This window comes from Pseudorhizobium sp. NPDC055634 (assembly GCF_053618655.1).
Genome location: NZ_JBSHHW010000011.1, coordinates 115,244 through 141,565, shown reverse-complemented (window position 1 = coordinate 141,565; position 26,322 = coordinate 115,244). Strand labels below are relative to the sequence as shown.

The 26,322-nt window shown below is 64.4% G+C and carries 28 protein-coding genes; 16 read left to right on the top strand and 12 right to left on the bottom strand.

Annotated elements, in window-relative coordinates; translation table 11 throughout:
* Positions 1–71 precede the first annotated feature (71 nt).
* From ACWGPT_RS17540 to coxB, 6 genes are all read right to left on the bottom strand, one after another.
* Entirely contained in the window at positions 72–947 is an 876-nt protein-coding gene (locus ACWGPT_RS17540; protein WP_452606913.1) for a cytochrome c oxidase subunit 3, read from the bottom strand.
* 50 nt (positions 948–997) lie between these two features.
* Positions 998–1,600: a cytochrome c oxidase assembly protein gene (locus ACWGPT_RS17535; protein ID WP_452606912.1), complete on the bottom strand. Its 603-nt coding sequence runs from the start codon at positions 1,598–1,600 to the stop codon at positions 998–1,000.
* Between the two features lie 10 nt (positions 1,601–1,610).
* The gene (locus ACWGPT_RS17530) at positions 1,611–1,751 is read right to left on the bottom strand and encodes a hypothetical protein (protein ID WP_452606967.1); all 141 of its coding nucleotides are present in this window, start codon (positions 1,749–1,751) and stop codon (positions 1,611–1,613) included.
* Positions 1,748–2,701: a heme o synthase gene (locus ACWGPT_RS17525; RefSeq protein ID WP_452606911.1), complete on the bottom strand. Its 954-nt coding sequence runs from the start codon at positions 2,699–2,701 to the stop codon at positions 1,748–1,750. The genes ACWGPT_RS17530 and ACWGPT_RS17525 overlap by 4 nt, the downstream gene beginning before the upstream one ends.
* Before the next feature lie 69 nt (positions 2,702–2,770).
* Positions 2,771–4,465, bottom strand: a complete 1,695-nt coding sequence (ctaD, locus tag ACWGPT_RS17520) for a cytochrome c oxidase subunit I (RefSeq protein ID WP_452606910.1) — start codon at positions 4,463–4,465, stop codon at positions 2,771–2,773.
* A 15-nt stretch (positions 4,466–4,480) separates the two neighbouring features.
* Positions 4,481–5,368, bottom strand: coding sequence for a cytochrome c oxidase subunit II (coxB, locus tag ACWGPT_RS17515; protein WP_452606909.1), 888 nt, complete (start codon positions 5,366–5,368; stop codon positions 4,481–4,483).
* Positions 5,369–5,675: 307 nt separating this feature from the next.
* Here coxB and ACWGPT_RS17510 point away from each other — a divergent pair, with 307 nt between their 5' ends.
* From ACWGPT_RS17510 to ACWGPT_RS17495, 4 genes are all read left to right on the top strand, one after another.
* The gene (locus tag ACWGPT_RS17510; RefSeq protein WP_452606908.1) at positions 5,676–6,257 is read left to right on the top strand and encodes an invasion associated locus B family protein; all 582 of its coding nucleotides are present in this window, start codon (positions 5,676–5,678) and stop codon (positions 6,255–6,257) included.
* Positions 6,258–6,335: 78 nt separating this feature from the next.
* Positions 6,336–7,751, top strand: coding sequence for a metalloprotease TldD (gene tldD / locus ACWGPT_RS17505; protein WP_452606907.1), 1,416 nt, complete (start codon positions 6,336–6,338; stop codon positions 7,749–7,751).
* Positions 7,748–8,206: a bleomycin resistance protein gene (locus ACWGPT_RS17500; protein ID WP_452606965.1), complete on the top strand. Its 459-nt coding sequence runs from the start codon at positions 7,748–7,750 to the stop codon at positions 8,204–8,206. Before tldD ends, ACWGPT_RS17500 begins: the two co-directional genes overlap by 4 nt.
* Positions 8,207–8,232: 26 nt before the next feature.
* The gene (locus tag ACWGPT_RS17495; RefSeq protein WP_452606964.1) at positions 8,233–9,273 is read left to right on the top strand and encodes a polysaccharide deacetylase family protein; all 1,041 of its coding nucleotides are present in this window, start codon (positions 8,233–8,235) and stop codon (positions 9,271–9,273) included.
* Positions 9,274–9,275: 2 nt separating this feature from the next.
* Here the strand turns inward: ACWGPT_RS17495 and pdxH are convergent, their stop codons facing one another.
* Positions 9,276–9,896: a pyridoxamine 5'-phosphate oxidase gene (pdxH, locus tag ACWGPT_RS17490; RefSeq protein WP_452606906.1), complete on the bottom strand. Its 621-nt coding sequence runs from the start codon at positions 9,894–9,896 to the stop codon at positions 9,276–9,278.
* Positions 9,897–9,957: 61 nt separating this feature from the next.
* On the opposite strand from pdxH, the gene ACWGPT_RS17485 reads away from it, so the two are divergent.
* From ACWGPT_RS17485 to ACWGPT_RS17470, 4 genes are all read left to right on the top strand, one after another.
* Entirely contained in the window at positions 9,958–10,410 is a 453-nt protein-coding gene (locus tag ACWGPT_RS17485; RefSeq protein WP_452606905.1) for an RT0821/Lpp0805 family surface protein, read from the top strand.
* A gap of 178 nt (positions 10,411–10,588) precedes the next feature.
* Positions 10,589–11,803: a J domain-containing protein gene (locus tag ACWGPT_RS17480; protein ID WP_452606904.1), complete on the top strand. Its 1,215-nt coding sequence runs from the start codon at positions 10,589–10,591 to the stop codon at positions 11,801–11,803.
* Between the two features lie 144 nt (positions 11,804–11,947).
* The gene (gene fabI / locus ACWGPT_RS17475) at positions 11,948–12,766 is read left to right on the top strand and encodes an enoyl-ACP reductase FabI (RefSeq protein ID WP_452606903.1); all 819 of its coding nucleotides are present in this window, start codon (positions 11,948–11,950) and stop codon (positions 12,764–12,766) included.
* Positions 12,767–12,782: 16 nt separating this feature from the next.
* Positions 12,783–13,370 carry a histidine phosphatase family protein gene (locus tag ACWGPT_RS17470; protein WP_452606902.1) on the top strand — a complete coding sequence of 196 codons (588 nt, stop codon included), beginning with the start codon at positions 12,783–12,785 and terminating at the stop codon, positions 13,368–13,370.
* A 2-nt stretch (positions 13,371–13,372) separates the two neighbouring features.
* Here the strand turns inward: ACWGPT_RS17470 and ACWGPT_RS17465 are convergent, their stop codons facing one another.
* On the bottom strand, positions 13,373–13,633 hold the full coding sequence (locus tag ACWGPT_RS17465; RefSeq protein ID WP_452606901.1) for a DUF1344 domain-containing protein: 261 nt from the start codon (positions 13,631–13,633) through the stop codon (positions 13,373–13,375).
* Between the two features lie 368 nt (positions 13,634–14,001).
* Here ACWGPT_RS17465 and ACWGPT_RS17460 point away from each other — a divergent pair, with 368 nt between their 5' ends.
* The 3 genes from ACWGPT_RS17460 (at position 14,002) to ribB (ending at position 19,340) form a co-directional block, all read left to right on the top strand.
* Positions 14,002–17,043 carry a putative bifunctional diguanylate cyclase/phosphodiesterase gene (locus tag ACWGPT_RS17460; RefSeq protein WP_452606900.1) on the top strand — a complete coding sequence of 1,014 codons (3,042 nt, stop codon included), beginning with the start codon at positions 14,002–14,004 and terminating at the stop codon, positions 17,041–17,043.
* Between the two features lie 86 nt (positions 17,044–17,129).
* Positions 17,130–18,227: a chorismate synthase gene (gene aroC / locus ACWGPT_RS17455; protein ID WP_452606899.1), complete on the top strand. Its 1,098-nt coding sequence runs from the start codon at positions 17,130–17,132 to the stop codon at positions 18,225–18,227.
* A gap of 12 nt (positions 18,228–18,239) precedes the next feature.
* The gene (ribB, locus tag ACWGPT_RS17450) at positions 18,240–19,340 is read left to right on the top strand and encodes a 3,4-dihydroxy-2-butanone-4-phosphate synthase (protein ID WP_452606898.1); all 1,101 of its coding nucleotides are present in this window, start codon (positions 18,240–18,242) and stop codon (positions 19,338–19,340) included.
* Between the two features lie 12 nt (positions 19,341–19,352).
* Here ribB and ACWGPT_RS17445 read toward each other — a convergent pair whose 3' ends face one another.
* On the bottom strand, positions 19,353–20,543 hold the full coding sequence (locus ACWGPT_RS17445; protein ID WP_452606963.1) for a winged helix-turn-helix domain-containing protein: 1,191 nt from the start codon (positions 20,541–20,543) through the stop codon (positions 19,353–19,355).
* A gap of 110 nt (positions 20,544–20,653) precedes the next feature.
* Here ACWGPT_RS17445 and ACWGPT_RS17440 point away from each other — a divergent pair, with 110 nt between their 5' ends.
* From ACWGPT_RS17440 to ACWGPT_RS17430, 3 genes are read left to right on the top strand one after another with little or no spacing between them, the layout of a single operon-like run.
* A complete protein-coding gene (locus tag ACWGPT_RS17440) occupies positions 20,654–21,334 on the top strand; it encodes an energy-coupling factor ABC transporter ATP-binding protein (protein WP_452606897.1) in 681 nt (226 codons plus the stop codon).
* The gene (locus ACWGPT_RS17435; RefSeq protein WP_452606962.1) at positions 21,331–21,966 is read left to right on the top strand and encodes a CbiQ family ECF transporter T component; all 636 of its coding nucleotides are present in this window, start codon (positions 21,331–21,333) and stop codon (positions 21,964–21,966) included. The genes ACWGPT_RS17440 and ACWGPT_RS17435 overlap by 4 nt, the downstream gene beginning before the upstream one ends.
* Positions 21,963–22,526 carry a biotin transporter BioY gene (locus ACWGPT_RS17430; RefSeq protein WP_452606896.1) on the top strand — a complete coding sequence of 188 codons (564 nt, stop codon included), beginning with the start codon at positions 21,963–21,965 and terminating at the stop codon, positions 22,524–22,526. Before ACWGPT_RS17435 ends, ACWGPT_RS17430 begins: the two co-directional genes overlap by 4 nt.
* A gap of 36 nt (positions 22,527–22,562) precedes the next feature.
* Here ACWGPT_RS17430 and ACWGPT_RS17425 read toward each other — a convergent pair whose 3' ends face one another.
* The 3 genes from ACWGPT_RS17425 to ACWGPT_RS17415 all read right to left on the bottom strand — a co-directional run bounded on the left by ACWGPT_RS17425 (position 22,563) and on the right by ACWGPT_RS17415 (position 25,006).
* Entirely contained in the window at positions 22,563–23,153 is a 591-nt protein-coding gene (locus ACWGPT_RS17425; RefSeq protein ID WP_452606895.1) for a c-type cytochrome, read from the bottom strand.
* A complete protein-coding gene (locus ACWGPT_RS17420) occupies positions 23,153–24,409 on the bottom strand; it encodes a PQQ-dependent sugar dehydrogenase (protein ID WP_452606894.1) in 1,257 nt (418 codons plus the stop codon). Before ACWGPT_RS17420 ends, ACWGPT_RS17425 begins: the two co-directional genes overlap by 1 nt.
* 192 nt (positions 24,410–24,601) lie before the next feature.
* A complete protein-coding gene (locus ACWGPT_RS17415; protein WP_452606893.1) occupies positions 24,602–25,006 on the bottom strand; it encodes an acyl-CoA thioesterase in 405 nt (134 codons plus the stop codon).
* A gap of 125 nt (positions 25,007–25,131) precedes the next feature.
* Here ACWGPT_RS17415 and ACWGPT_RS17410 point away from each other — a divergent pair, with 125 nt between their 5' ends.
* Both ACWGPT_RS17410 and ACWGPT_RS17405 read left to right on the top strand, forming a co-directional pair.
* On the top strand, positions 25,132–26,064 hold the full coding sequence (locus ACWGPT_RS17410; RefSeq protein ID WP_452606892.1) for a histone deacetylase family protein: 933 nt from the start codon (positions 25,132–25,134) through the stop codon (positions 26,062–26,064).
* A 2-nt stretch (positions 26,065–26,066) separates the two neighbouring features.
* A complete protein-coding gene (locus ACWGPT_RS17405) occupies positions 26,067–26,321 on the top strand; it encodes an exodeoxyribonuclease VII small subunit (RefSeq protein WP_452606891.1) in 255 nt (84 codons plus the stop codon).
* Position 26,322 lies beyond the last annotated feature (1 nt).

The following is a 26,322-nucleotide window of genomic DNA, read 5'->3' as shown; positions in this document are numbered from 1 at the left end:
TGCGAGGTCTTCAAAGCAGAAGGGCGGCTTGCGCCGCCCTCCCAGGAATGTGGTCATCAGGACACACCCGATCAATGGGCGAGCGGAGCGCCCCATCCACCCCAGATGTAGATGGAGAAGAAGAGGAAGAGCCAGACGACGTCGACGAAGTGCCAGTACCAGGCGGCTGCCTCGAAACCGAAGTGATGCTCGCGGGTGAACCCGCCGCGCATCGCCCGGATCAGGCAGACGATCAGGAAGATCGTGCCGACCAGAACGTGGAAGCCGTGGAAGCCGGTCGCCATGAAGAAGGTCGCGCCGTAGATCGAGTTGGAGAACTCGAAGGGGGCGGTCGCATATTCGTAGGCCTGGACGAAGGAGAACAGGATGCCGAGCGCGACGGTGAGCGCGAGACCGTTGATCACGCCCTTGCGGTCGTTGTGAAGCAGGGCGTGGTGGGCCCAGGTCACGCAGGTGCCGGAGAGGAGCAGGATGACGGTGTTGTAGAGCGGCAGGTGCCAGGGATCGAGAACCTCGACGCCGGCCGGCGGCCACTGTCCACCGGTGAACTCGACGCGCGACGCCTGGATCGCCTCGTTCGGGAAGAGGCTCGCATCGAAGAAGGCCCAGAACCACGCCACGAAGAACATCACCTCGGAGGCGATGAACATGATCATGCCGTAGCGCAGGTGCAGGGACACGACGCGCGTATGGTTGCCTTCGCGGCCTTCCTTGATGGTGTCGCTCCACCAGCCGATCATCGTGTAGAGGATGATCGCGACGCCGATGTAGAACAGCCACGGCGACGCCCAGTTGATGCCGACGATGTTGAGGTCGGCACCCTTCAGGTAGCGCATGTAGCCGACGCCGCCGAAGGTGATGACGAAGGCGCCGATGGACGCAAGAAGCGGCCACGGGCTCGGGTCGATGATGTGGTAGTCGTGATTTTTCTGATGCGCTTCGGCCATGTCAGAATCCCCGGATCATTGCATCCTCGCCGGCGAACCGGCGAATCCTCTCAAAGTTGCCCATTGACCGGCTTACCCTTTTCCTGAGCCGCCGCAACAGGCTTGGACGGCTGCGAGGGATAGAAGGTGTAAGACAGCGTGATCGTCTTGATGTTCTTGGTTTCCTCCGCCTTGACGATCTCCGGGTCGACGAAGAACACCACAGGCATTTCCAAGGTCTCGCCCGGCTGGAGCGTCGTTTCCGTGAAGCAGAAGCACTCGACCTTGTTGAAGTAGGCGCCCGCCTCCATCGGCGTGACGTTGAAGACCGCCGTGCCGGTGGTCGGTTCGGACGAACGGTTCGTCGCGGTGAAGGTCACCTGCACGGTTTCGCCGATCTTCGGCTCGATGCGCCTGGCGGCCTTGAAATCCCAGTTGAGGCCGTTCGACGTGTTTGCGTCGAAGGTCACCGGCAGGGACTGGTCGAGCACGACCTCGGAATACTGTTCGGTCCGCTGGGTGGTGCCGTTGTAACCGGTCACCTGGCAGAAGAGCTGGTAGAGGGGAACGGCGGCATAGGCCATGCCGACCATGCCGCCGACGAAGACGAAGCACATCGCCATGATCGTGCCGTTGCCGACGCGCCTGCCCTGTTGTGCCGTATCCTTCGTCATGTCCAGCTCCTCAACCTCCGACGCCGCCGATCTTGACGATCGTGATGACATAGAAGAGCGCCACCAGGCCGGCCAGGACCAGGCCGAGCGCGATATTGCGGTTGCGACGCGACTTCTTCTGCTTGTCGGTTACCTTGACTGTCTCGATCACTGGACGCCTCCCGCCAGGTTGACCAGCCCGGCCGCGAAATGATCGGCGAGCAGCGCGGAGAAGATCGCGAAGAGATAGAAGACCGAATAGGCGAACATCTTCTTTGCAGCGATCATCTTCTCGTCACCGTCGGGCATGCGCCAGACGGCAACTGAAAAATAGATGAAGATCGCGCCGAGCGCGGCGGCAAACAGGCCGTAGCCGATGCTAGCCAGTCCGGTGAACCAGGGGGCGACCGCGACGGCCGCCGTCAGCACCGCATAGACGACGATCTGGTTCTTGGTGGAACGCTCGCCGGCGACGTTCGGCATCATCGGGATGCCGACCGAGCCGTAGTCGCGCATCTTGAAGAGCGCGAGTGCCCAGAAATGGGCGGGCGTCCAGAGAAAGATGACGAGGAAGAGCAGGATGCTGTCGAGCGAAACGCTGCCGGTGACGCAGGCCCAGCCGATCATCGGCGGGAAGGCACCCGAGGCGCCGCCGATGACGATGTTCTGCGGCGTCGAGCGCTTCAGCCACATCGTGTAGACGACGGCATAGAAGAAGATGGTGAAGGCCAGGAGGGACGCGGCGGCCCAGTTGACCGCAAGCCCCAGGATGACCACCGAGAATACCGAAAGCGTCAGGCCGAAGGCGAGCGCCTCGCGAGGCTCGATACGGCCGGAGGGGATCGGGCGACGGGCGGTGCGCGACATGACGGCGTCGATGTCAGCGTCGTACCACATGTTCAGCGCGCCCGAGGCGCCGGCGCCGACCGCGATGCAGAGCACCGAGATGACCGCCAGAAAGGGATTGATTTCACCCGGAGCGACGACGAGGCCAACCAGCGCCGTGAAGACGACGAGCGACATCACCCGCGGCTTCAGGAGTTCGAAGAAATCCCGGGCATTGGCTTCGGAAAGGCCGATGCCCCCCTCGCCGCCAACTGCATCGTGATCGATTACCGTCATTGTCTCGTTCCGTTTGGTAATTGTTCAGGGCACCGCAGGAGGCGGTGCCCTGATGTCGTCATTTGCGGATCAGCGGATCTTCGGCAGCTGTTCCCACTGGTGGAACGGCGGCGGCGAGGACAGCTGCCACTCGAGCGTGCTTGCGCCTTCGCCCCAGGGGTTGTTGCCGGCTACGCGCTTCTTGGCGAATGCTTCCCATACCATGAAGAGGAAGATGATGACGCCGACGAAGGAGATGTAGGAGCCGATCGAGGAGACCCAGTTCCAGCCCGCATAGGCATCCGGATAGTCGATGTAGCGGCGCGGCATGCCGGCCAGACCCAGGAAGTGCTGCGGGAAGAAGACGAGGTTCACGCCGATGAACATGACCCAGAAGTGCAGGTTACCCAGCGTCTCGGAATACATGTAGCCGCTCATCTTCGGGAACCAGTAGTACCAGGCCGCGAAGATACCGAACACGGCGCCGAGCGACAGGACGTAGTGGAAGTGGGCAACCACGTAGTAGGTGTCGTGCAGCGAGCGGTCGAGGCCGGCATTGGCGAGCTGGACGCCCGTGACGCCGCCGACGGTGAAGAGGAAGATGAAGCCGATCGCCCAGATCATCGGCGTGCGGAAAGTGAGCGAGCCACCCCACATGGTCGCGATCCAGGAGAAGATCTTGATGCCCGTCGGGACCGCGATCACCATGGTGGCGAAGACGAAGTAGCGCTGTGCATCGAGGGACAGGCCGACCGTATACATGTGGTGGGCCCAGACGATGAAGCCCACGGCACCGATCGCGACCATGGCATAGGCCATGCCGAGGTAACCGAAGACCGGCTTGCGCGAGAAGGTCGACACGATGTGGCTGATGATGCCGAAGGCGGGCAGGATCAGGATGTAGACTTCCGGGTGACCGAAGAACCAGAACAGATGCTGGTAGAGGATCGGGTCGCCGCCGCCTTCCGGAGAGAAGAAGGTGGTGCCGAAGTTACGGTCGGTCAGGAGCATCGTGATGCCGCCTGCGAGAACCGGAAGCGAGAGAAGCAGCAGGAACGCGGTCACGAGAACGGACCAGGCGAAGAGCGGCATCTTGTGGATGGTCATGCCGGGTGCGCGCATGTTCAGGATCGTGGTGATGAAGTTGATCGCACCGAGGATCGAGGACACACCCGTGACGTGCAGCGCGAAGATCGCAAGATCGACGGCCGGGCCCGGATGGCCGGAAGTCGCCAGCGGCGGATAGAGCGTCCAGCCGCCACCCGCGCCGTATGCACCGGCCGGACCTTCGACGAAGAGCGAAAGCATCAGCAGCAGGAATGCCGGCGGCAGCAGCCAGAAGGAGATGTTGTTGAGGCGGGGGAATGCCATGTCCGGCGCCCCGATCATGATCGGGATCATCCAGTTGGCGAAACCGCCGATCAGGGCCGGCATGACCATGAAGAAGATCATGACCAGCGCATGCGCCGTCGTGAAGACGTTGAACATGTGCTTGCCGCCGTCGAGGGCAGCTTCACCCTCGAAGCCGTAGACCATGGAGGCCAGGCCGTGGAAGATCTGGATGCCGGGTTCCTGCAGCTCCATGCGCATGAAGACCGACAGCAGGCCGCCGACGATACCCGCCATGATCGCGAAGATCAGGTAGAGCGTGCCGATGTCCTTGTGGTTGGTCGACAGGAACCAGCGGGTGAAGAAGCCCGGCTTGTGGTCGTGATGTCCGTGTGCGTCGTCATGCGAGGCAGTGCGGGCGTGTGCTTGGTCGTCGTGAGCGGTTGGTCCAGCCATTGTCCTCACTCCTCGTTACTTGGATTCGGTTGCCGCCAGGCGGACGTCGTCGCCCGACTTGTCGACTGCGGCCATCAGAGCGCGGTTGGCGCCGTTCAGGTCCTGCTGAGCGGCGGCCAGCCAGGTGTTGTACTGGTCCTCGGACACGACGCGGATCCCGATCGGCATGTAGGCGTGGTCCTTGCCGCAAAGCTCGGAGCACTGACCATAATACATGCCTTCCTTCTCGGCACGGAACCAGGTCTCGTTGAGACGGCCCGGGACGGCGTCGATCTTCAGACCGAAGGCCGGCATGGCGAAGGCGTGGATCACGTCCGTCGGCGCCGCGGTCACCAGCAGGCGAACGGTCTTGTTCACCGGAACGACCATTTCGTTGTCGACGGCGAGAAGGCGCGGATAGGCAGCAATGTCTTCCTTGCCCGCGGCGGCGCGGTCTTCGTCCTTGAGGATATAGGAATCGAACGCGAGCGGCTCTTCACCACCTTCGTATTCGTAGCTCCAGAGCCACTGCGTCCCGGTCGCCTTGATGGTCAGGTCCGGGTTGGTCGGCATCGTCAGCTGCGCATTGAGGAGATTGAAGGACGGGATTGCGATCAGGAAGAGGAGGAGAACCGGTCCGATCGTCCAGACGATCTCGATCATCGTGTTGTGGCTCGTACGCGACGGCACCGGATTGGCGCTGGCGCGGAACTTCACGACGACGAGCACGAGGAGAAAGAGAACAAGGAAGGTAATCGGGACAATGAACCACAGGGTGTAGTTATTGAACCACTTGATTTCCTGCATGATCGGGGTGGCGGGGGTCTGCAGGTCAACCTGCCAGGGGGTGGGCTGATCGGCAAAACCGGCAGAAGCAAAGAGCAGACAGATGAGCGCCGTCATCACCGCAAAAGCTCTGTTCATCACAAATTCTCCTCAAGCGTTTGATCTGGATCAACCTCAAACGCAGAATCCAGGGCTATGGGACCTGCTTCAATCACAGTTTGACGGCCGCCGCAATATCTGCCGGGAAAACGCCGTGCGGCATTTTTGCGCTTTGTCAAATGCCGGAAGTCCAACGGCTTTTCGGTGGAATTCCCGATTGACCGGCCTGCCTCTCCACAGGACAAGTCCCATTTTCGCCTCACTCGATTGGGATGAGGTCGGGGCTTTTCATTTCGCGCCTGCGACGCCAAGAATAGCCGCACCGATTCGCTTTCCAGAGGGTTTTATGGGTCGCTCCCCGATCATCGCCGCTTGTCTTGCTGCCGTTCTTGCCGGCTCGGCGCTCTCCGCGCAGGCACAGCAACCTGCCGCTCCGGCGCCCGGCACGGAAGCCCCGCCTTCCTCGCAGGACCGCGTCGCCCCGTCGGGACAGCCGCCGGGCGCGGTGCGCTCGAACCATGGCGCCTGGTCGATCATCTGCGACCGACCGGCCGGCGCATCCGCCGAACAATGCGCGCTGATGCAGAACGTCATCGCCGAGGACCGGCCGGAAGTCGGCCTCTCGGTCGTCGTCCTGAAGACCGCCGACCGCAAGGCGAAGATCCTGCGCATCCTCGCGCCGCTCGGCGTGCTGCTCAAGGACGGCATGGAACTCTACGTCGACAACAACAATATCGGCCGCGCCTACTTCACCCGCTGCTTTTCCGAGGGCTGCTACGTGGAAGTGGAGATCGACGACGAGCTGATGCGCATCCTGCGCGCCGGCAAGAGCGCGGTCTTCGCCTTGCGGGAATCCGTCGACCAGGATCGCGTCGGCATCCCGATCGAGCTCACGGGCTTTGCCGCGGGCTATGATGCCCTGCCCTGATTCCTTGCTTCGTCCGACGGCAGACCTACATCAGGTTCACAGGCTCCCTCTCCCCAGGGAGCAAGGGAGCATTTACGCATGAATACCGACCTCTTGAGCCTTTTCGACTGCGATGAGGCGAGGCTCCGCCGCATCCTGTCCGAGACGCTGTCCGCCGCCGATGACGGCGAGCTTTTCGTGGAGCACGCGCAGGCGGAGTCGCTCACGTTCGACAACGGAAGGCTGAAGGGCGGGAGCTTCAACACGGACCAGGGCTTCGGGCTTCGCGCCGTTGCCGAGGAATCGGTCGGCTATGCGCATGCGGGCGAACTGTCCGCCGCCGCCCTGTCGCGCGCCGCCGATGCAGTCCGCGCGGTGACGGCCGGCTATTCCGGCTCCTATGCAGCCGCGCCGCAGCGGACCAACAAGCGACACTATGGCGACGAGAACCCGATCGGCCATCCGAGCTTCGAGGAGAAGGTAAAGCTCCTGACGGAGATCGACGCCTATCTGCGGGCGAAGGACCCCAAGGTCCGGCAGGTGACCGCCACGGCTTCCGCGAGCTGGCAGGTCGTCAACATCCTGCGCGCCGACGGGCACCGGGTCCAGGACATCCGGCCGATGACGCGGGTCAACATCTCCGTCGTCGTGGGCGACGGCGACCGGCAGGAGTCGGGCTCCTTCGGCATCGGGGGCCGCATGGGCTTCGGCGAATTCATCGTGATGGACAACTGGAAGACCGGCGCCGACGAAGCGCTCCGCCAGGCGCTCGTCAATCTCGAAGCGATCGAGGCGCCCGCCGGCACGATGGATGTCGTGCTCGGCAACGGCTGGCCGGGCGTCATGCTGCACGAGGCCGTCGGCCACGGACTTGAGGGCGATTTCAACCGGAAGAAGACCTCGGCATTCGCCGGGCTGCTCGGCGAAATGGTGGCTGCCCCCGGCGTCACCGTCGTCGACGACGGAACGATCGACAACCGCCGCGGCTCCATCACCATCGACGACGAGGGAACGCCCTCCGCCTACAACGTCCTGATCGAGAAGGGCAGGCTGGTCGGCTACATGCAGGACCGGCAGAACGCGCGGCTGATGGGCATGCAGCCGACCGGCAACGGCCGCCGGCAGGGCTATTCGCATGTTCCCATGCCCCGCATGACCAATACCTACATGCTGGGCGGCGACAAGACGCCGGAAGAGATCATCGCCTCCGTCAAGAAGGGCATCTATGCCGTTTCCTTCGGCGGCGGCCAGGTCGACATCACCTCCGGCAAGTTCGTCTTCGGCTGCACGGAGGCCTACATGATCGAGGGCGGCAAGATCGGCCCGGCCATCAAGGGGGCCATGCTGATCGGCAACGGCCCGGACGCCATGAAGCGGGTCACGATGGTCGGCAACGATACCAAGCTCGATACCGGCGTAGGCAATTGCGGCAAGGCCGGACAATGGGTTCCCGTCGGCGTCGGCCAGCCGCATCTGCGCATGGACCAGGTCACCGTCGGAGGCACGAGGACATAACCGGCGCGGGAGGAAACACACTGGTACCGGAGTTCGCGGTCTCTAACTGGGTGAAGAGCCGCGACTTCTACGTGGACGTCCTCGGATTTTCCCTCCTATACGAACGGTCGGAAGAGGGGTTCTGCTACCTCGCGCTTGGCGAGGCACATCTGATGATCGACCAGATCGGCGTCGGACGCGATCTCGTCGTAGAGGACGCTGCTCCCGAACGGCCGTTCGGCTGGGGGGTGAACGTACAGATCAGGGTGCCGGACGTGAACGCAATGCTCAGGCGACTGGCCGGGGCGCAGATAGAACCTCACCTTCCCATCGAAGAAAGATGGTATCGTCGCGACGCGCATGAGGTCGGACAGATCCAGTTCGTCGTCGCCGATCCCGACGGCTACCTCCTTCGCTTCTTTGAATATCTCGGGGAGCGGCCCTTACCGCAGAAGGCATCCGATAGCATAGCATAGCAGGCCAGTGTCATATGAACGATGAAATGAAGGCGCTTCTGAAGCGCCGCGGCAAGCGATTTGCCATTGCCAGGTCACTTGATGCCGCGGCGCTCCTCTCAAAAGCCGGTGTCATGCGTAGGGCAAGAGGACGGGGAGCAATCTTCACGCTGCACCACGTCCGACCGGAAGAGGCTACCTCGTTTGCCGCGAACAAGCACCTCGAAGTCACGCCGGACTTCCTCGACGGCGCCATCAGCCGGCTTCGGAACGAAGGCTACGACTTCATCGGACTGGACGATGTCCCGACCCGCCTGGAGGCCGCGGACCAGCGGCCGTTTGCGGTCTTCACGCTGGACGACGGCTACCGGAACAATGCCGAACACGCGCTTCCGGTGTTCGCGAAGCACGGCGTGCCCTTCACCATCTTCTTTACCCGTGGCTTCAGCGAGCGCACCCACACGCTCTGGTGGGAAACGCTCGGCAGTCTCCTCGCACGGCAGGAAACGGTCGTGTTCGCCTTCGGCCAGGGCGAGGAGCGGCTCGACCTTTCGACCGAGCCGCTGAAACTGAAGGCGTTCGACGGCTTCGCCCGGTTCGTCGCAACCGAAGTCGAGGAGATCGCGGTGGCGCGGATCGACGAACTGGCGCGCCAGCACGGGATCGAGCCGCTGAAGATCACCGAGGATCTCGTCATGAATGACGAAGAGTTGCGGCGGATCGCGTCGCATCCGCTGGCATCCGCAGGCGCCCATACGCTGAGCCACCGCGCCGTCGCGCGGCTTTCTGCGGAGGAGGCAAGACGCGAGATGGAGCGATCGGCGGACTGGATCGAGGCGCTGACGGGCAAGCGCCCCCGGGCCTTCGCCTATCCCTACGGATATCCGGCGGCCGTATCGCGCCGTGACGAGGAGATCGCCAGGGAGGCGGGCTTTGCGGTCGCGGTCACCACCCAGCCCGGCACGATCACCGCCGGGTGGGCGGAGCGGATGACCGGCCTGCCCCGGATTTCACTGAACGGACACTTCCAGCACCCCCGCCACGTGTCCGCGCTCGCATCGGGCATCCCCTTCAAACTGCTGCGCTAGGGTCAGGGATACATCCTGACCTTTTCCCATGCACCTTCCGGCGCGGAGCGGCGGAACTCGATCCGGTCATGCAGGCGGAACGGCCGGTCGTGCCAGAACTCGATGGAGACGGGCTTGATCCGGAAACCGGACCAGTAGGGCGGGCGCGGGATCTCGCCGATCGCATAGCGGGCAGCGTATTCGGCGACGGCCTTTTCCAGCGCGAAACGCCCTTCCAGTGGTCGGGACTGCTTGGAGGCCCAAGCACCGATGCGGCTGCCGCGGGGACGCGTCGCGTAATAGGCGTCGGCCTCGGCATCGCTCACGACCTCGACCTCGCCCCTCAGCCGCACCTGCCGGCGCAGCGACTTCCAGTGGAAGCACATCGCCGCCTTCTTCTGGCCGAGGATTTCGCGTCCCTTCTGGCTCTCGAAGTTGGTGTAGAAGACAAAACCGCTCTCGTCATAACCCTTCAGCAGGACCATCCGCACGTTCGGCATGCCGTGCTCGTCCACGGTGGCAAGCGCCACCGCCGACGGATCGTTCGGTTCGGATGCCTCGGCTTCCTTCAGCCATTTTCCGAACAGGGCAAAAGGCTCGTGCTCGTCGGTAAAGTCACCCGTTGTTAACTCACTCTCAGACATATTGACTAATATACTCCCGACTGGTGAATTTGCCCGTGACTCAGCCCGGACAGGACGCAAGGTGGTACTGATAGCAAAGTCGAACAAGCGCTCAAAGTGGCTGGCCCGGACAAGTCTCAACGCGTTCGCCCTGATCTCGCTCGCGCTCGCCTCGACGTCATGCACCAGCAGCCTCGACCTGCTCGGCAGCGCATCCAAGGTCGACCGCTCGATCTCCACGGGAACCGTGGGCCGCAACGGATCGGAAGACGTCCTGTCGGACGAGGCCACCGTCCGCAACGCCGTAACATCCGCCGACCTCGCCAAGATGGGCGACACTCCCCTGCCCTGGGCAAATGCTGCAACCGGCAGCGCGGGCGTCGTATCGACCATCAAGGAGGCGCGCGATGCCGGGCGTCTGTGCCGTGACTTCACCACCACCCGCCATTCCTACGAGGGGATAGCGATGTTTTCGGGGCAGGCCTGCCTGACGGGCCGCGGCGACTGGCTGCTGACCGCTTTCGATCGCCGCTAGGCTTGATCCGTCCGGCGTCGCGTCGGGCGCTGTAACCACTGATTCAGGATTGTGCTGATAACCTCCGGTTCCGTGGGACGCCGGGAAGGAACCCGTCGAGTCCGCGGACGTTGTTGAAGCATAGCAGGCCGGCCTCGATTCGCAGGAGCGGCCATTCTTTTGAACCGGTGGTCATTTCATGCGTGATCCGTATTCTGTTCTTGGTGTGCAGCGAACTGCCGACGCAGACGAGATCAAGGCTGCGTGGCGTTCCAAGGCCAAATCGGTCCATCCCGATCACAACCAGAGCGATCCTGCCGCGTCGAGCCGCTTCGCGGAGGTCGGCCGCGCCTACGAGGTGCTGAAGGACCCGGAACGGCGCAAGCGCTACGACCGTGCAGTCGACGCCCACCAGACGATCATGCAGCAGCGCCAGTCGGCGCGCGAGGCCGCGGAGCGCGCCAAGGCCGCCAAGGCGAATGCCGAGAAGGTGATGGAAGAACTCGCGCGGGCCAACGCCCAGCGCGCGCAGGCCCAGGCGAAGGCCAAGGCAAAAGCCAGTTCCTCGACACCGGACGCCGAGACCGCCGAGGACATGGTCGAGCGCATATTCGGCGCCCCGAACGAGGCAGGTTCCGGCACGGGCACGGGCACGGGCACGGGCACGGGCACGGGCACGGGCACGGGGACAGCCGAGAGCCGGACCAGGCCGGGTGAGGAAGCCGCAGCAAAGCCGCAGGCCGAGCAGACGTCCGCTTTCGCCCAGGGCCCGGCCGCCGAAGCCGACAGGGTTCCGTCCGATGCCGGCGGCCCCGGCTCGCAGGAGCCGCGTCCCCTCCCCGTCCAGGCGGTCGACCTGATCGCCTCCCTCGTACGCCGCATTCGCGGTCTCAACGCTCCGCCGGAAAAGGCGCCTGACCACGCGGTCGAGGCCCATGTTTCCCTCGAGGAACTCCTCAAGCAGGGCTGGGTGACGATCAAGCTTCCGGAGGAGCGCGAAGTCCGCTTCCTGCTCGAGCCCGGCATGACGGCCGGCCATGTCGCGCGGCTGAAAAGCCAAGGGCTGAAAGTCCCCGGCATGCTGCGTGGCGACCTTCTGGTCACCCTCAAGCTGGTGCCGGACGCCCAGTTCCGGGTCGAAGGATACGATATCCACACCATAATGCCGATCTCGCTCGAGGACGCGGTACTCGGGACCGAGACGCAGGTCGAAACGCCGGAAGGATCGCGACAGATCTCGATTCCGCCGTGGTCCGGATCCGACCGGGCGATCGAACTCGAAGAGCTCGGACTCCATGACGCCGAGGGCAAGCGGGGCAAGCTGGTGGTCGAGCTGCGGGTGATGCTCTGGGAAAAGCCGGACGCAAAAATCACCGACCTGATGCGTCACATGCGCGAAGGCCTCTACATCTGAGGCCGTTTCGCCGCGCTTTCCATTCGAGCACTCTTTGTTACGACCCGCTACATGAGATGATCCAACTCAACTTGAACGGTTGGAGCGCCTATGCGATAGGCAGCCTTACTTTTCAGGTTCAGCTTTCGTCTCAGGGGACACAGCATGGTTCAGGCTTCAGGCCTCATGGCAGGCAAGCGCGGCGTCATTATGGGCGTCGCCAACAACCGCTCGATCGCTTGGGGCATTGCAAAGGCCATCCACGCACAGGGAGGCGAAGTCGCCTTCACCTACCAGGGCGAGGCGCTGCGCAAGCGCGTCGAGCCGCTGGCCGCGGAAATCGGCGCGGTTGTTGCCGGTGACTGCGACGTCAGCGACGAGGCGAGCATCGATGCGGCATTCGCCGAAATCGAAAAGATGTGGGGCAAGATCGACTTCCTCGTCCACGCGATCGGATTCTCCGACAAGGATGAGCTGACCGGTCGCTACGTCGACACGACGGCCGACAATTTCGACAAGACGATGCGCATCTCCGTCTATTCCTTCACCTCGGTCGCCCGGCGAGCCGAGAAGCTGATGACGGACGGCGGCTCCATGCTGACCCTCACCTATTACGGTGCCGAAAAGGTGATGCCGAACTACAACGTCATGGGCGTTGCCAAGGCGGCGCTGGAGGCGAGCGTGAAGTATCTCGCCGTCGATCTCGGCCCGCAGAAAATCCGCGTCAACGCCATTTCCGCCGGCCCGATCAAGACTCTGGCCGCTTCCGGGATCGGCGACTTCCGCTACATCCTGAAGTGGAACGAGTACAACGCGCCGCTGCGCCGCACGGTCACCATCGAGGAAGTGGGCGACGTCGGCCTCTATCTCCTGTCGGATCTCTCGCGCTCGGTGACGGGCGAAGTCCATCACGCGGACAGCGGCTATCACGTCGTCGGCATGAAGGCCGTCGACGCTCCGGACATCTCCGTCATCAAGGACTGACGCCGGAGACGAAGCCGTGCTCATCTACATAGTCCGACACGGCGAGACGGATTGGAACGCCGAGGGTCGCCTCCAGGGACAGAAGGACATCGCGCTCAACGAGCGGGGTCGCGCCCAGGCGACCCGCAACGGGCTGGCGCTCCGGGAGATGATCCCGGATCCCTCCGTCTACGACTTCGTTGCCAGTCCCCTCTCCCGCACCCGGGAGACGATGGAAAGGCTTCGGGCCGCCATGGGGCTCGACCCGTCCGGCTACCGGACGGACGAGCGGTTGCTTGAGCTCTCCTTCGGGGATTGGGAAGGCTACACGCTGGAGGAGGTCCACGACTTCGCGCCCGACCGGCTGGTCGAGCGTGAGGAGCAGAAGTGGAGCTTCATTCCGCCCGGCGCGGATGCCGAGAGCTACGAAATCCTCTCCTGGCGCGTCGGCGCCTGGCTGAAATCACTCGACCGGCCGACGATCTGCGTCGCGCATGGCGGCGTCATACGATCGACCTTCCGACTGGTGGCGAATGTCACGGAAGAGGAGGCGTCGAAGATGGATGTCCCGCAGGACAGGATACTGGAAGTGGACCTCGACGCAGGAAGCCTTGCCTGGCACTGAGCCTACTGGACGATCTCCAGGTCATCCACCACGCGGCTGCCATCGACTTCGGTATAGAAGACCAGAACCTTCACGCCGGATTCCAGCCCCTCGAAGTTGAACTCCTCCGGGACCCGGTAGGTCTTGCCGTCATCGAGCGTCAGCGTCAGGTCGTTGATGTCGACCGATTGGATGGTGGCCTCAACGTCGGAACTCTGCGCAAACCCGCCGAGGGGGGAGAGGAAACTGGCAGTTCCAAGCAGGGCGGCGATGAGGAAGCGCATGGCAGGGGCTCTCAGGCAAATCAGACAGGCTTGATAGAGGCGCAAGATAGTCTCCCGATTGTGGCGAAAATCGCCCGCGGTCATGACTTTTTCCGTACAAGTAGTGACCGGATTGTTAATTCCGATCAAGCCCCTACGGAAAGCACACCAGGAATGCGGGGCACATCGGCCCCAGAGCAGCCCCGCGCCCGCCGGAATGCTGCTGCAAGCAGCCATTAACCCGCGGCATGTAGAACCGTCCCTCGTGGGGTGATCATCGAGAAGGGGCGAGTTTGTCTGCCTGGGGAACGCTGCGGGCGCATTTGCGGCCAATCATCGGAAGAACTCCCGTTCTTGCGGCCGCCACGTGCGCGGTCGCGGCTCTCGTCGTGCTTCTTGCCATATCGCTCGACGAACGACACCGCCGACAATACCAGACAGAGTTGCGCGAACGCGCCGAGCGCGCGCTGAGGCTCGTCTCGCTGCACATCCATTCCGAGATCGAACACGAGCTGGCGACGGCTTCGCGGCTGGCGCTGGCCCACCAGTCGCAAGGGTCAGGCACGGAGGGGCTCTTCCGGGCTCATGCGGAGCACGAACTGAAACGCAATCCGAGCGTCGCGGTGATCGCGATCGCCACGGAGACCGGTCTCGACACGGTGATTAGCCGGGCGACGACCACGTCGGCGGAAATCGATCAAGCCCGGCTTGCCGCGAACCTGCGCGAGCAGGTTGCCCTCGGGACCGATTCCGTGAAATCGCGGCATGACAGCCCGTTCTTCGTCATCATTTCCCCCGTCAAGTCGCCGGCGGCAGCCGACGGTCCGAGCAGCGTGGTTCTCCTGATCGACAAGGCGGAGTTCCTGGCCTCGTCCGGGATCGACCTCTCTCCGCAATCGGGCTCCGCGCACCCGAAGGATTCCGAGTGGCTGGAAATCGCGATCCGCGACGTCGGCGATCCGGCGGCGGCGCCATTCGCCGGACAGGCCGGGCTCTACGACCGACAGCCGCTCACATGGCACGTTCCACTGGAGACCACCCTCTGGGAAGTTCTCGCCGCGCCGACGTCCGGTTGGAACGTGACGTCCCCGGACCAGATCGAATATCGTTTCTCGCTGGTCATCGGGGGGCTCGGGGTCATGCTTCCGATCCTGCTCGCCAGCGTTCTCATCGGTGAGCGCAACCGCAACATCACCGCCCTGAAGGCGCGCGAGGCGAACCTCCTCGAACTCTCCCAGCGCTTCAACCTCGCCATGGAAGCATCCAATATCGGGATCTGGGAAGTGACCCATGACGGGGGCCACCTGTTCTGGGACGATCGCGCGGCTGCCCTGCACGGCTGCCCCGAGGATGGGCTGGTCAACCGGCTGGACGACTGGCACGGCGCGATCTATCCGGAGGACCTGGAGGCCGCGGAAGCCCACTTCTTCACCTGCACCTGCTCCAAGACGACCTGCACGGAGACCTATCGGGTCGAGACGCCGGCCGGGGCCGTCCGCTACCTCCGATCCGCCGGCACGAGCTACAGCAATCCGGATGGCACCCTTCGCTGCACCGGCATCGTCTGGGACGTGACCGCCGACATGATGATGGCGCAGATGCTGCGCGACGCCAAGGCGGTCAGCGACATCAAGAACGCGGAACTGGAACTCGCACTCGACGAGCTTTCCAAGCGCGAGCAGGAGCTCGAGGAGTTGTCGAGCCGGCTCGATCTCGCGCTCGCCTCGTATAATTGCGGCATCTGGGAAGTCGATCTCGAGACGCTCAACGAGCTATGGGACGAGCGGATGTGCCAGCTCTACGGTATCCCCTATACGGACGGCGTGGTGTCCCACCGGCAGTGGTCCAGCCTCCTCCACCCGCAGGACCGGGCGAAGGCGAAAGAGGTATCCTCCAAGTTTGTGACTTCGGGCATCAAGGACGCACTGGTGGTGCGCGTCCCGCAGAGCGACGGCGGGCTTCGCTACATCCGTTCCGTCGGCCAGCTTCAGGTCGATCGCAACGGCCGTCGGAAGGTAGTCGGCATCGCCTTCGACGTGACCGAGGACGCGATCCTGACGGCCGAACTGAAGGCCGCCAAGGCCGAGTCGGACGCGAAGAACATCGAACTGGAATTCGCCAAGAGCCGCATCGAGCACAATGCGCTGCACGATCCACTGACGGGACTTGCAAACCGGCGCAAGCTGGACACGGAACTGGATCTCCTGTCTCGGCAGAGCCGCAGCGAGCGCCAGAAGCTCACGATCCTTCACCTGGACCTCGACCGCTTCAAGCAGATCAACGACACGCTCGGCCACGCGGCCGGCGACGCCATGCTGGTGCATGCCTCGCAGGTGCTGTCGCGCAATGTTGCGGATAAGGATATCGTCGCCCGCATCGGCGGCGACGAGTTCGTCATCCTCATTCGCGACGACAACGGCCTGGAGCGGATCACGCAACTGGCGACCCGCATCATCGGCGAGCTTCGCCAGCCGATCGACTTCGACGGCTTCGCCTGCCGCGGCGGCGTCTCGATCGGCATCGCGCAGGCAAGCGGCGTCAACATCGACGCCCGCCGCATCCTCGTGAACGCCGACATCGCCCTCTACCGCGCCAAGGCCATGGGCAGGAACCGCTACGAGTTCTTCACGCAGAACCTTCAGGCGGAAATCGTCGGCCACAAGCGCACCGCCGACGAATTGCTGGCGGGCCTGGAAAACAACGAGTTCACGACCCGCTACCAGCCGCAGTTCGACGCGCGCACCAACCAGCTTGCCGGCGTCGAGGCGCTGGTGCGCTGGAACCACCCCCATCTCGGCATCCTGTCGCCGGACCGCTTCCTGCGGATCGCCGAGGACCTGAACGTCGCCGCGACGATCGACCAGATCGTGCTGGAGACGGTGCTCAAGGACCAGAAGCGCTGGGCGGAACTCGGCGTCGTCGTGCCACGCGTATCGGTCAACGTCTCGTCCCGCCGCCTGCATGACGAAAACCTGATCGAGGGCCTGAAGCTCCTCGACGTCAAGCCGGGACAGATCGCGTTCGAGCTGGTCGAGTCGATCTTCCTCGACGAGCACGAGGACGTCGTCGCCCGCAATCTCGAGCAGATCAGCGGCCTCGGCATCGACATCGAGATCGACGATTTCGGCACCGGCCACACCTCTATCGTCGGCGTGCTGAAGCTGAAGCCGCAGCGCCTGAAGATCGACCGGCAGCTGGTCATGCCCATCCTCAAGTCGCCGCAGGAACGGGCACTGGTGCGCTCGATCATCGACATCGCCCGCTCGCTCGGCGTCGAAACGGTGGCGGAGGGCGTCGAAAGCATGCAGCACGCCACCATGCTGCGCGAACTGGGCTGCGACCTGCTGCAGGGCTATGCCTTCGCCAGGCCGCTGACATTCGCGGAATTCACCGAGGCCGCCATCGTCCGCTGGGCGCGCGCCGCGGCTTAGCAGGAAGGGCTTGTCGCCCGGCGCCGTTTTGCCTAAGACAGCCCCGTCAGGATCGGCAAATGCCGGTTCTTCACAGGCGATCCAGAATGTCTCACAACACGTTTGGCCATCTTTTCCGAGTTACCACCTGGGGCGAAAGCCACGGCCCCGCGCTCGGCTGTGTCGTCGACGGCTGCCCTCCCGGCATTGCCCTGACGCTCGCCGAAATCCAGGGCTGGATGGACAAGCGCAAGCCGGGACAGTCCCGCTTCGTGACCCAGCGACGCGAGGACGACATCGTCAAGGTGCTGTCGGGCGTGATGCTGGCCGAGGACGGCGAGACCATGGTGACGACCGGCACGCCGATTTCCATGCTGATCGAGAACACCGACCAGCGCTCCAAGGACTACGGCGAGATCGCAAGGCGCTACCGGCCCGGGCACGCCGACTATACCTATGACGTGAAATACGGCATCCGCGACTACCGCGGCGGCGGGCGCTCCTCGGCACGCGAGACGGCGGCACGCGTCGCCGCCGGCGCCGTCGCACGGAAGGTGGTGCCGGACCTCGTCGTGCGCGCGGCACTGGTGCAGATCGGCAAGCACAAGATCGACCACAACAACTGGGACTGGTCGGAAGTCGATCGCAACCCGTTCTTCGCACCCGATCCGCAGATCGTGCCGGTCTGGGAGGAATATCTCGACGACATCCGCAAGGCGGGCTCGTCGATCGGCGCCGTCGTCGAGGTGGTGGCTGAGAATGTCCCTGCCGGCCTAGGCGCGCCGGTCTACGGCAAGCTCGACCAGGACATCGCCTCGCTGCTGATGTCGATCAACGCCGTGAAGGGCGTCGAGATCGGCGACGGCTTTGCGACGGCCGAACTTTCCGGCGAGGAAAACGCCGACGAGATGCGGATGGGCAATGACGGCAAGCCGCTGTTTCTCTCCAACCATTCCGGCGGCATCCTGGGCGGGATTTCCACCGGCCAGCACGTCGTCGCCCGCTTCGCCATCAAGCCGACTTCCTCCATCCTGACGGAACGTCAGTCGATCGATGCGGACGGCAACAATGTCGACGTGCGCACCAAGGGCCGGCACGATCCCTGCGTCGGCATCCGCGCCGTCCCGATCGGCGAGGCCATGGTCGCCTGCGCGATCGCCGACCACTACCTCCGCGACCGGGCGCAGACCGGCCGGCAGCGATAAGGAATTCCCTCCATGGCCTATGACCAGAAGCGCGTCGTCGACGCGATCCGCGCATTCGAAGCCGGCGAGATCGTCGTCGTCACCGACGATGACGACCGCGAGAACGAAGGCGACCTGATCGTCGCCGCGGTTCACTGCACGGCCGAGAAGATGGCCTTCATCGTCCGCCACACGTCGGGCATCGTCTGCGCACCGATGCCGCGCGAGGAAGCCAAGCGGCTCAACCTCAACGCCATGGTTGCCGAAAACGACAGCGCGCACACGACCGCATTCACGGTGACCGTCGACTTCAAGCACGGCACGACCACGGGGATTTCGGCCGAGGACCGGACGCTCACCGTCCGCAATCTCGCAAACCCGAATGTCGGCCCGGCGGACTTCGTGCGTCCCGGCCACATTTTCCCGCTCGTCGCGCGCGAGGGCGGCGTGCTGATGCGCTCCGGCCATACGGAAGCAGCCGTCGATCTCTGCAAGCTTGCGGGCCTGCCGCCGGTCGGGGTCATCTGCGAACTCGTCAACGACGACGGAACCGTCACCCGCGGCGCCCAGGTCACCGAGTTCGCCGAGAAGCACGGCCTGAAGCAGGTTTCCGTGGCCGACCTCATCGCCTACAGGCAGCGCAAGGAAACCCTGATCGAGCTGCAGTCGAGCTTCGACGTGGCGACGCGCTACGGCAAGGCCAAGGGCCATGCCTATTCCCTGCCCTGGGACCCGATGCAGCACGTCGCGATCATCTTCGGCGACATCCGCGACGGCGTCGACATTCCGGTGCGGCTGCATCTGGAGAACGTGGCGGCCGATGTCTTCGGCGCCCAGCGCCCCCTCGACACCTACATGGAGAAGATCGCGACCGAGGGACGCGGCGTGATCATTTATCTGCGCGAAGGTTCGGTCGGCGTCGGCCAGAAGGACCACGGCCGCAAGTACCGCCAGGACCAGGAAGCCCACGAGCAGGCCCAGGCGCGCGAAAGCGAATGGCTGGAAATCGGCCTCGGCGCACAGATCCTCAAGGATCTCGGGATCACCTCCATCAAGCTTCTGACCCGCAGCGAGCGGCACTATGTCGGCCTGGAAGGTTTCGGCATCCGGATTACCGAGACGGTGATCTGCTGAGGCCTGCCGGCCTCAGCCCCGCCAGCCGTCGAGGAAGCTGACCCGCCCGACCCCGGCGAAACGCGCGACACGCGAAAGCTCGGCCTCCAGCCGTTCCAGCCTGCCGCTCGATGCCCTCACCCCGGGCTCCAGCCACAGCCGCCTGACGTCGAGCGAGCCGGCCTTGCGGTCCGCCTTCATGTCGATGCGGCCGATCATCCGGTCTCCTTCCAGCAGCGGGAAGACGTAGTAGCCGTACTGGCGCATCGGTTCGGGCACGAAGATTTCTATCCGGTAGCTGAAATTGAACAACCGTTCGGCCCGGTTGCGGTCGCGCAGCAGCGGATCGAAGGGGCTCAGCACCCGGATGCGGCCCGGAGGCGCGGGAGCGGCCTGCGCCAGGGCGGAGAAATCGTGGAAGGCATGGGCTGCCCGCGGCCTGCCGCCATCGGCGCTCTCGATCACCACCTCGGTCAGTTCGTCGCGGTGGGCAGTGACCCAGTCCTTTGCCTCCTGTGGGCCGACCAGGGCCCAGAACGCGGCGATCTCGCCGGATGTCGCAAATCCCAGCCGCTGCAGCGCGCTGCGGCAGGCCCAGTCAACGAACTCCTCGGGACTGACCTCCGGCTCGTAATGACGGGTGGGAAGCACCCTCTCCGTCAGGTCGTAGATCTTCTGGAAATTCACCCGCCCGGCAATCGCCAGCTTTCCCGTGTGCCAGTAGTATTCCAGCGCCGTCTTGCTCGGATGCCAGTTCCACCAGCCGCCGGACTTGTGCTCCTCAGCCTTCACCTCACGGGCCATGATCGGGCCGCACTCGACGATGCGCCGGTAGGTTTCCTCGAAGGCGCTGTCGAAATCCTCGCCCTGCCATTTGCGCCAGCGTTCGCCGATCACGGCCTCGCGGCGCACGAAACGGTGCTTCCAGTAGCGGAAGAAGGCCGACGGGATGACCGATGCATCGTGCGTCCAGTGCTCGAAAAGCTCGCCTTCCTTCTCCAGGAGTTGCCGCAGGTGCTCGCGCCGATAGGTCTGGTTGCGGGAGAACAGGATCATGTGGTGGGCGCGCTCGACGGTCGCGATACTGTCCACCTGCACGAAGCCGAGCTTGTCGATGAGGCTCAGGAGCCCCGCCTTGTCGAGGCTGCGGGAGGGCGGCAGGGAGAGGCCCTGCCGTTCGAGGAATATCCACCGCGCCTGCTGGTTGGGGATGAGAATCGCCATGCCGGGAGAGTAGGGCGAGAACGGACATAGTTCAATGTTCACGTTCTGTTTTGCATTCCCCTCCCCCCGCATCCGTTCTATAGGAGCCTGACAGGCAAGAGGACGCGCGGTTGGACGTCAGATTTGTTCAGGCAGGAGCGAGCTTCGAAGGGCGCGTGGCGGTCCATCCCTCGACCCTCTCGCTCTCGGAGCGCCGCATCGGCATCATCGGCCTCAACGGCTCGGGCAAGACCACCTTCGCGCGGATGATCAACGGCCTCGTGCAGCCGAGCGAAGGCCTCGTCACGGTCGATGGGCTCGACACGGCCTCGGACGGCGACGCGGTTCGCGGCAAGGTCGGCTTCATCTTCCAGAACCCGCAGAACCAGATCATCCTGCCGATCCTGCGCGAGGACATCGAACTCGGCCTTCGCAGCCGCCGGCTGGCCCGGAGCGAGGTGCAAGCCCGGGTCGACGGCGTGCTTGGACGCTTCGGCATCGCGCATCTGGCGGACCGTCGGGTGCACGAACTGTCCGGCGGCGAACTGCAGCTTGCGGCGCTTGCCTCCGTCCTCGTTACCGAACCGGCGCTTGTGATCCTCGACGAGCCGACGAACCAGCTCGACCTGCGCAACCGCCGCCTCGTCCAGGAAACGATCGACCGTCTCGAGGAGCACGTCCTCGTCATCAGTCACGACCTGGAACTCATCGAGACCTTCGACCGCGTGCTGCTCTTCCACGAGGGAAGGATCCTGGTGGACGGACCGCCCGACGACGCGATCGGTCGCTACCGGGAGATCGCCGCGTGCTGAACTCGCTCTACGTGGAGGGCGACAGCCGGCTTCACCGGCTTCCCGCGGGGCCGAAGCTCCTGCTCGTTCTCCTCGTGAGCCTAGCCGTCTTCCTGACGCGCTCCCCGCCCGTGCTTGGCGCCGGCGCGATCGCGGCACTCGGCCTCTACGCCTCCACGGGCATCGGCGCGAGGGCGGGATGGCTCCGGCTGCGACCGGTCCTCCTGACCATTGCCGTCGTGGCGCTCGCAACGGTGCTTCTCGGCTCGGTCGAAGAGGGGATCGTCGCGCTTCTTCGTCTGACGACCCTGATGCTGGTCGCCGCAGCCGTCACCGCGACGACGACGGTCGGGGCGTTCATAGACGTGGTCAGCCGGGCGGCACGGCCGCTGGAACGGCTCGGCCTCGTGCGGGCGGACGATATCGGCCTTGCCGTCGGCCTCGTCATCCGCTTCGTGCCGGAGGTCCTGTCGCGCTACGATGTCCTGAAGCAATCGCATCGTGCCCGCGGGCTGAGGCTGCGGCCGACGACGGTCCTCGTCCCGCTGATGATCCAGACGCTGAAGGCAGCGGATGAGATCGCCGCCGCCATTGACGCCCGCGGCATCCGCGCGCACAAACAGCCGACCGAAAACCAGGAGCGTCCCACATGAGCAGTCGCGATCTCGTCCTTGCCGCCCTTTTCGCCGCGATCATCGTTGCGTTGGGCCTGTTGCCGCCGATCATGCTCGGCTTCATACCCGTTCCGATCACCGCGCAGTCCCTGGGCGTCATGCTGGCCGGCGTGGTTCTCGGCGCGCGGCGTGGAACCATTGCAGTGCTGCTCGTGCTCCTGCTTGCCGCCATCGGCCTGCCGGTGCTGTCGGGCGGACGCGGCGGGCTTGCCGTCTTCGCGGCGCCGACAACCGGCTTCCTGATCGGCTGGGTATTTGCCGCCTTCGTCACCGGCTATCTTTCGGAACGCTTCGTCCGCAGCTCTCAGGGCGCGATCGCGCAGACCGCCGGCTTCTTCGTCGCCGCCGTCGCCGGCGGGGTGGTCGTGCTCTACCTCTTCGGGATCACCTATCTCGCCGTCGTTTCCGGCCTCGGTTTCGAGAAGGCCTTCATCGGCTCGATGGCCTTCATTCCCGGCGACCTCGTCAAGGCAGGCGTCGCGGCCCTTGCCGGCCGCGCGGTCATGGCCGGCTATCCGCTGCTGCCCGCCCGGGCCTGATCGTCAGGCGGGACCTCCGGGTCCCCCGCCGCGACGTCACTTCGCCGGAACCACGTCGAGCCGGGTTCCGGCATACCAGTCGGCGAGTGCCCTGATATCGGCGTCGCCGAGACCGGCGGCAATCTCCGACATGATCTCGTGCCTGCGCTTGCCCATCCGGAACGCCTTCAGCTGGGTATCGATATAGATCGCGTTCTCTCCCGCAAGGTTCGGCGCATCCTCGACGGTCGCCAGCCCGTCCGCCCCATGGCAGGCGACGCAGGCCTCCGGCGCCATGGTTTCGTTTCGGCCCGGCGGCAGGGATGCCGTGGCGCGGTGAGACGAATACCATGCGGCGAGATCGGCGATCGACTGGTCGTCCAGCCCCTTTGCCACGACCGACATCATTTCGTGGGTCCGGGTGCCGTCACGGAACGCGGTCAGCTGCCGCGACAGGTAGGCGGCGCTCTCCCCGCCGATATGCGGAGCGACCGGGATGCGGGCGACCCCGTCGATCCCGTGGCAGGTGCGGCACATGCCGGCCTTCCGGAGACCGGCCTGCGGATCGCCCGGTTGCTGGGCACCGGCAGCCGAACCCTGGACGACTAGCATGCCGCCGCCCAGGATCGCGAGGAGCGCTCCCCGCATCAATTGCCCTCGTAGGAGATGCGATAGAGGGCACCGGCGAGATCGTCGGAGACGAGAAGCGAGCCGTCCCGCAACTGCGCGACGTCGACCGGGCGTCCCAGATATTCGCCGTTCTCGTCGATCCACCCATCGGCGAAGGTTTCGGTCGTCGCCTTGCCGTCGCCATCCACGAAGGTCACCATCACGCGCGCCCCGACGGGCGTGGTGCGGTTCCAGGAGCCGTGCTGCGCCGAGAAGATCGCGTTCCTGTAGCGCTGGGGGAACATGCCGCCGGTATAGAAGGTCATGCCGAGGTCGGCGGCATGCGCATCCATCTCCGCCGCCGGCATGACCACTTCGACCGGCACCTCCTGGCCTTCGTATTCCGTCGTACGGATGGAGCCGCCGCCGTACCATGGATGCCCGAAATGCTGGCCGGCCGCCGTCTGACGGTTAATCTCGCCGGGCGGTATGTCGTCGCCCATCCCGTCGACCTGGTTGTCGGTGAACCAGAGTTCACCCGTCACCGGATGGAAGTCGTGCCCCACAGAATTGCGGACGCCGTAGGTATAGACCTCCCGCCCGGTGCCGTCGGTGTTCATGCGGATGATGCCGCCGATGCCGTGCTGCATGTAGGTGTCGAGGCTTTCCGCCGGCGCGACGTTGAAGGGCTGGCCCAGCGAGATGTAGATCTTGCCGTCCGGCCCGATCTTGCAGACGCGCGCCGTGTGGTTGAAGCTCTCGTGCTCGGCGGGCACCAGTTCGCCCTTCTTGACGAGATTGAAGGCCGCGACATCGGGGCTCTCGTAGAAGAACTCCGCCGCCGGGAACAGGAGAACGCGGTTCTGCTCGGCGATATGAAGAAAGCCGTCCTTCGAGAAGCAGGGGCCGTTCGGGATGGAAAACTGCAGCGACGGCGCAAAGTCCTTAACCTCGTCGGCGACGCGATCCTTGTTCCGGTCGGTGACGGCCCAGACCTTGTCCTTGCGGGTTCCGACGAAGGTGACGATCCCCTGCGGACCGACCGCCATGTGACGCGCGTCGGGCACGACGGCGTAGAGGTCGATCCTGAACCCGTCGGGTAGCTTTATCCGCTCGAGGTTCTTCTTGATCCCGTCGGCATATTCCCCCTCCTGGTCGATGAGGGTGAATTCCGTCGTTCCGGTGGTCTGGAAGTTCGACAGTTTTTCCAGGTTATCGGGGACGGCAGGCGTTTGTGCATGCGCGACTGCCGTGGAAACGGCGAGCACGGCAACGGACGACATCAGGCGCTTCATGACTTCCTCCCAGAATGATGAAGGCATCATGCGCAAGCAACGCGTGGCGAGGCCTACGCAGTGCAATCGTTGTTCGCTTGTCAGAATGTCACGGTGCTCATGCCTCCCAACACGGCCCGTATCAGCGATCATGGGGTCGAACGACTGTCGAGTCAATCGCGGGGGCCGGAGGGGACGGAGGGCCTGGCTAGGTCAATCCAGGAATTCGTAAAGCCAGTCGCGCAGGTCTTCCGGCAGGGTGACAGGCTCCCGGGATTGCCGGTCGCAGGCCATCCAGAGGATCTCCGCCTCGGCCACCGCCTCGCTGCCGCCGTTCGGGACCATGCGCACCAGGAAGCCGGCCGACCTGCCGCCGATCTTGCTGACATGGACGTCCATGCGGACGACATCATCCAGCCGCAGCGGCGCATGGAAACTGCAGGTGATCCTGCCGACGGTGAAATGCGGGTCTGCTTCGGAGGCAGGGTGGCGCTTCCAGAATTCCGCCACCGCCTCTTCGGCACGCGCGACATAGGCGGAGCGGAACATCTCGCCATGCATGTCCGCATCCCGGAAAGGGACCTTGAACTCGATGAAGTCGGCGGGCTCTTTGTCCACGGCACCTTCCAGCTTGGCCGGTTCATGTAAGCCCATTCTCCGCCATCAAACAAGCGCGCCCCACGCTTGCTTGAAATGGGCGCCGATCTGCGCCATGTCGTGGCAAACCGGAAACGAGGCCCAGAATGTCCACCCGCCTGTACGAACACGACATCTTCCTGGAGCATCGGACACCGGAGGGTCATCCCGAACGCGCCGACCGGCTGCGCTCGCTGGCGATCGCCCTGCAGCATCCCAATTTCGAGAAGCTGGACCGCCAGAAGGCGCCGCAGGCAAACGAGGACGCCGTCCTGCTCGCCCATCCCGAGGAACACCTGCACTCCGTGGTCCGCGAGATCCCGGAGGAGGACGGGATCAACCAGATCGAAGCCGATACCTATGTCGGCAAGGACAGCCTGCGGGCGGCGCTCACCGGGATCGGCGGGGCGATCGCCGCCGTGGACGACGTGTTCACCGGGGCCGCGGACAATGTCTTCGTCGCCGCGCGTCCTCCGGGGCACCACGCGGAAAAGACCAGGGCGATGGGCTTCTGCCTGTTCAACAACGCCGCGATTGCCGCACGCCACGCGCAGAAGGCCTATGGCGTCGAGCGGGTGGCGATCGTCGACTGGGACGTCCATCACGGCAACGGCACGCAGGACATCTTCTGGGACGATCCCTCCGTGCTTTTCTGCTCCACCCACCAGATGCCGCTCTATCCCTGGACGGGTGCCAAGGACGAGACCGGCACGAAGGGCAATGTCGTCAATGCTCCGCTGGAGGTTAATTCCGCCAGCGAGCATTTCCGCGACGCATTCCGGACCCGCGTCCTTCCGGCGCTGGAAAACTTCCGCCCGGATTTCCTGATCATCTCGGCCGGCTTCGACGCCCACCATCGCGACCCGCTGGCGCAGATCAACCTCGTGGGCGACGATTTCGACTGGGCGACCGGACGGCTCATGGAAATTGCCGGGAAATATGCCGACAACCGGCTTATCAGCCTGCTGGAGGGTGGTTATGATCTCGAAGGCCTGGCGGAATCGGCCGGGCTGCACATCTGCAGACTGATGAGGGGCTGAACATGAGCGACAACGCGGAAACCAACGACGTCAGCGGCTACACTTTCGAGAAGGCCGTGGCGGAGCTGGAAAGCATCGTCCAGCGGCTCGAGCGCGGCGACGTGGCTCTCGACGAGTCGATCGCCATCTACGAACGGGGCGAAGCCCTGAAGAAGCATTGCGAGAAACTGCTCGCCGCCGCGGAGAACCGCATCGAGAAGATCCGCCTCGACCGCGCGGGCAAGCCGCAGGGCGTGGAGCCGCTCGACAACGAGTGAA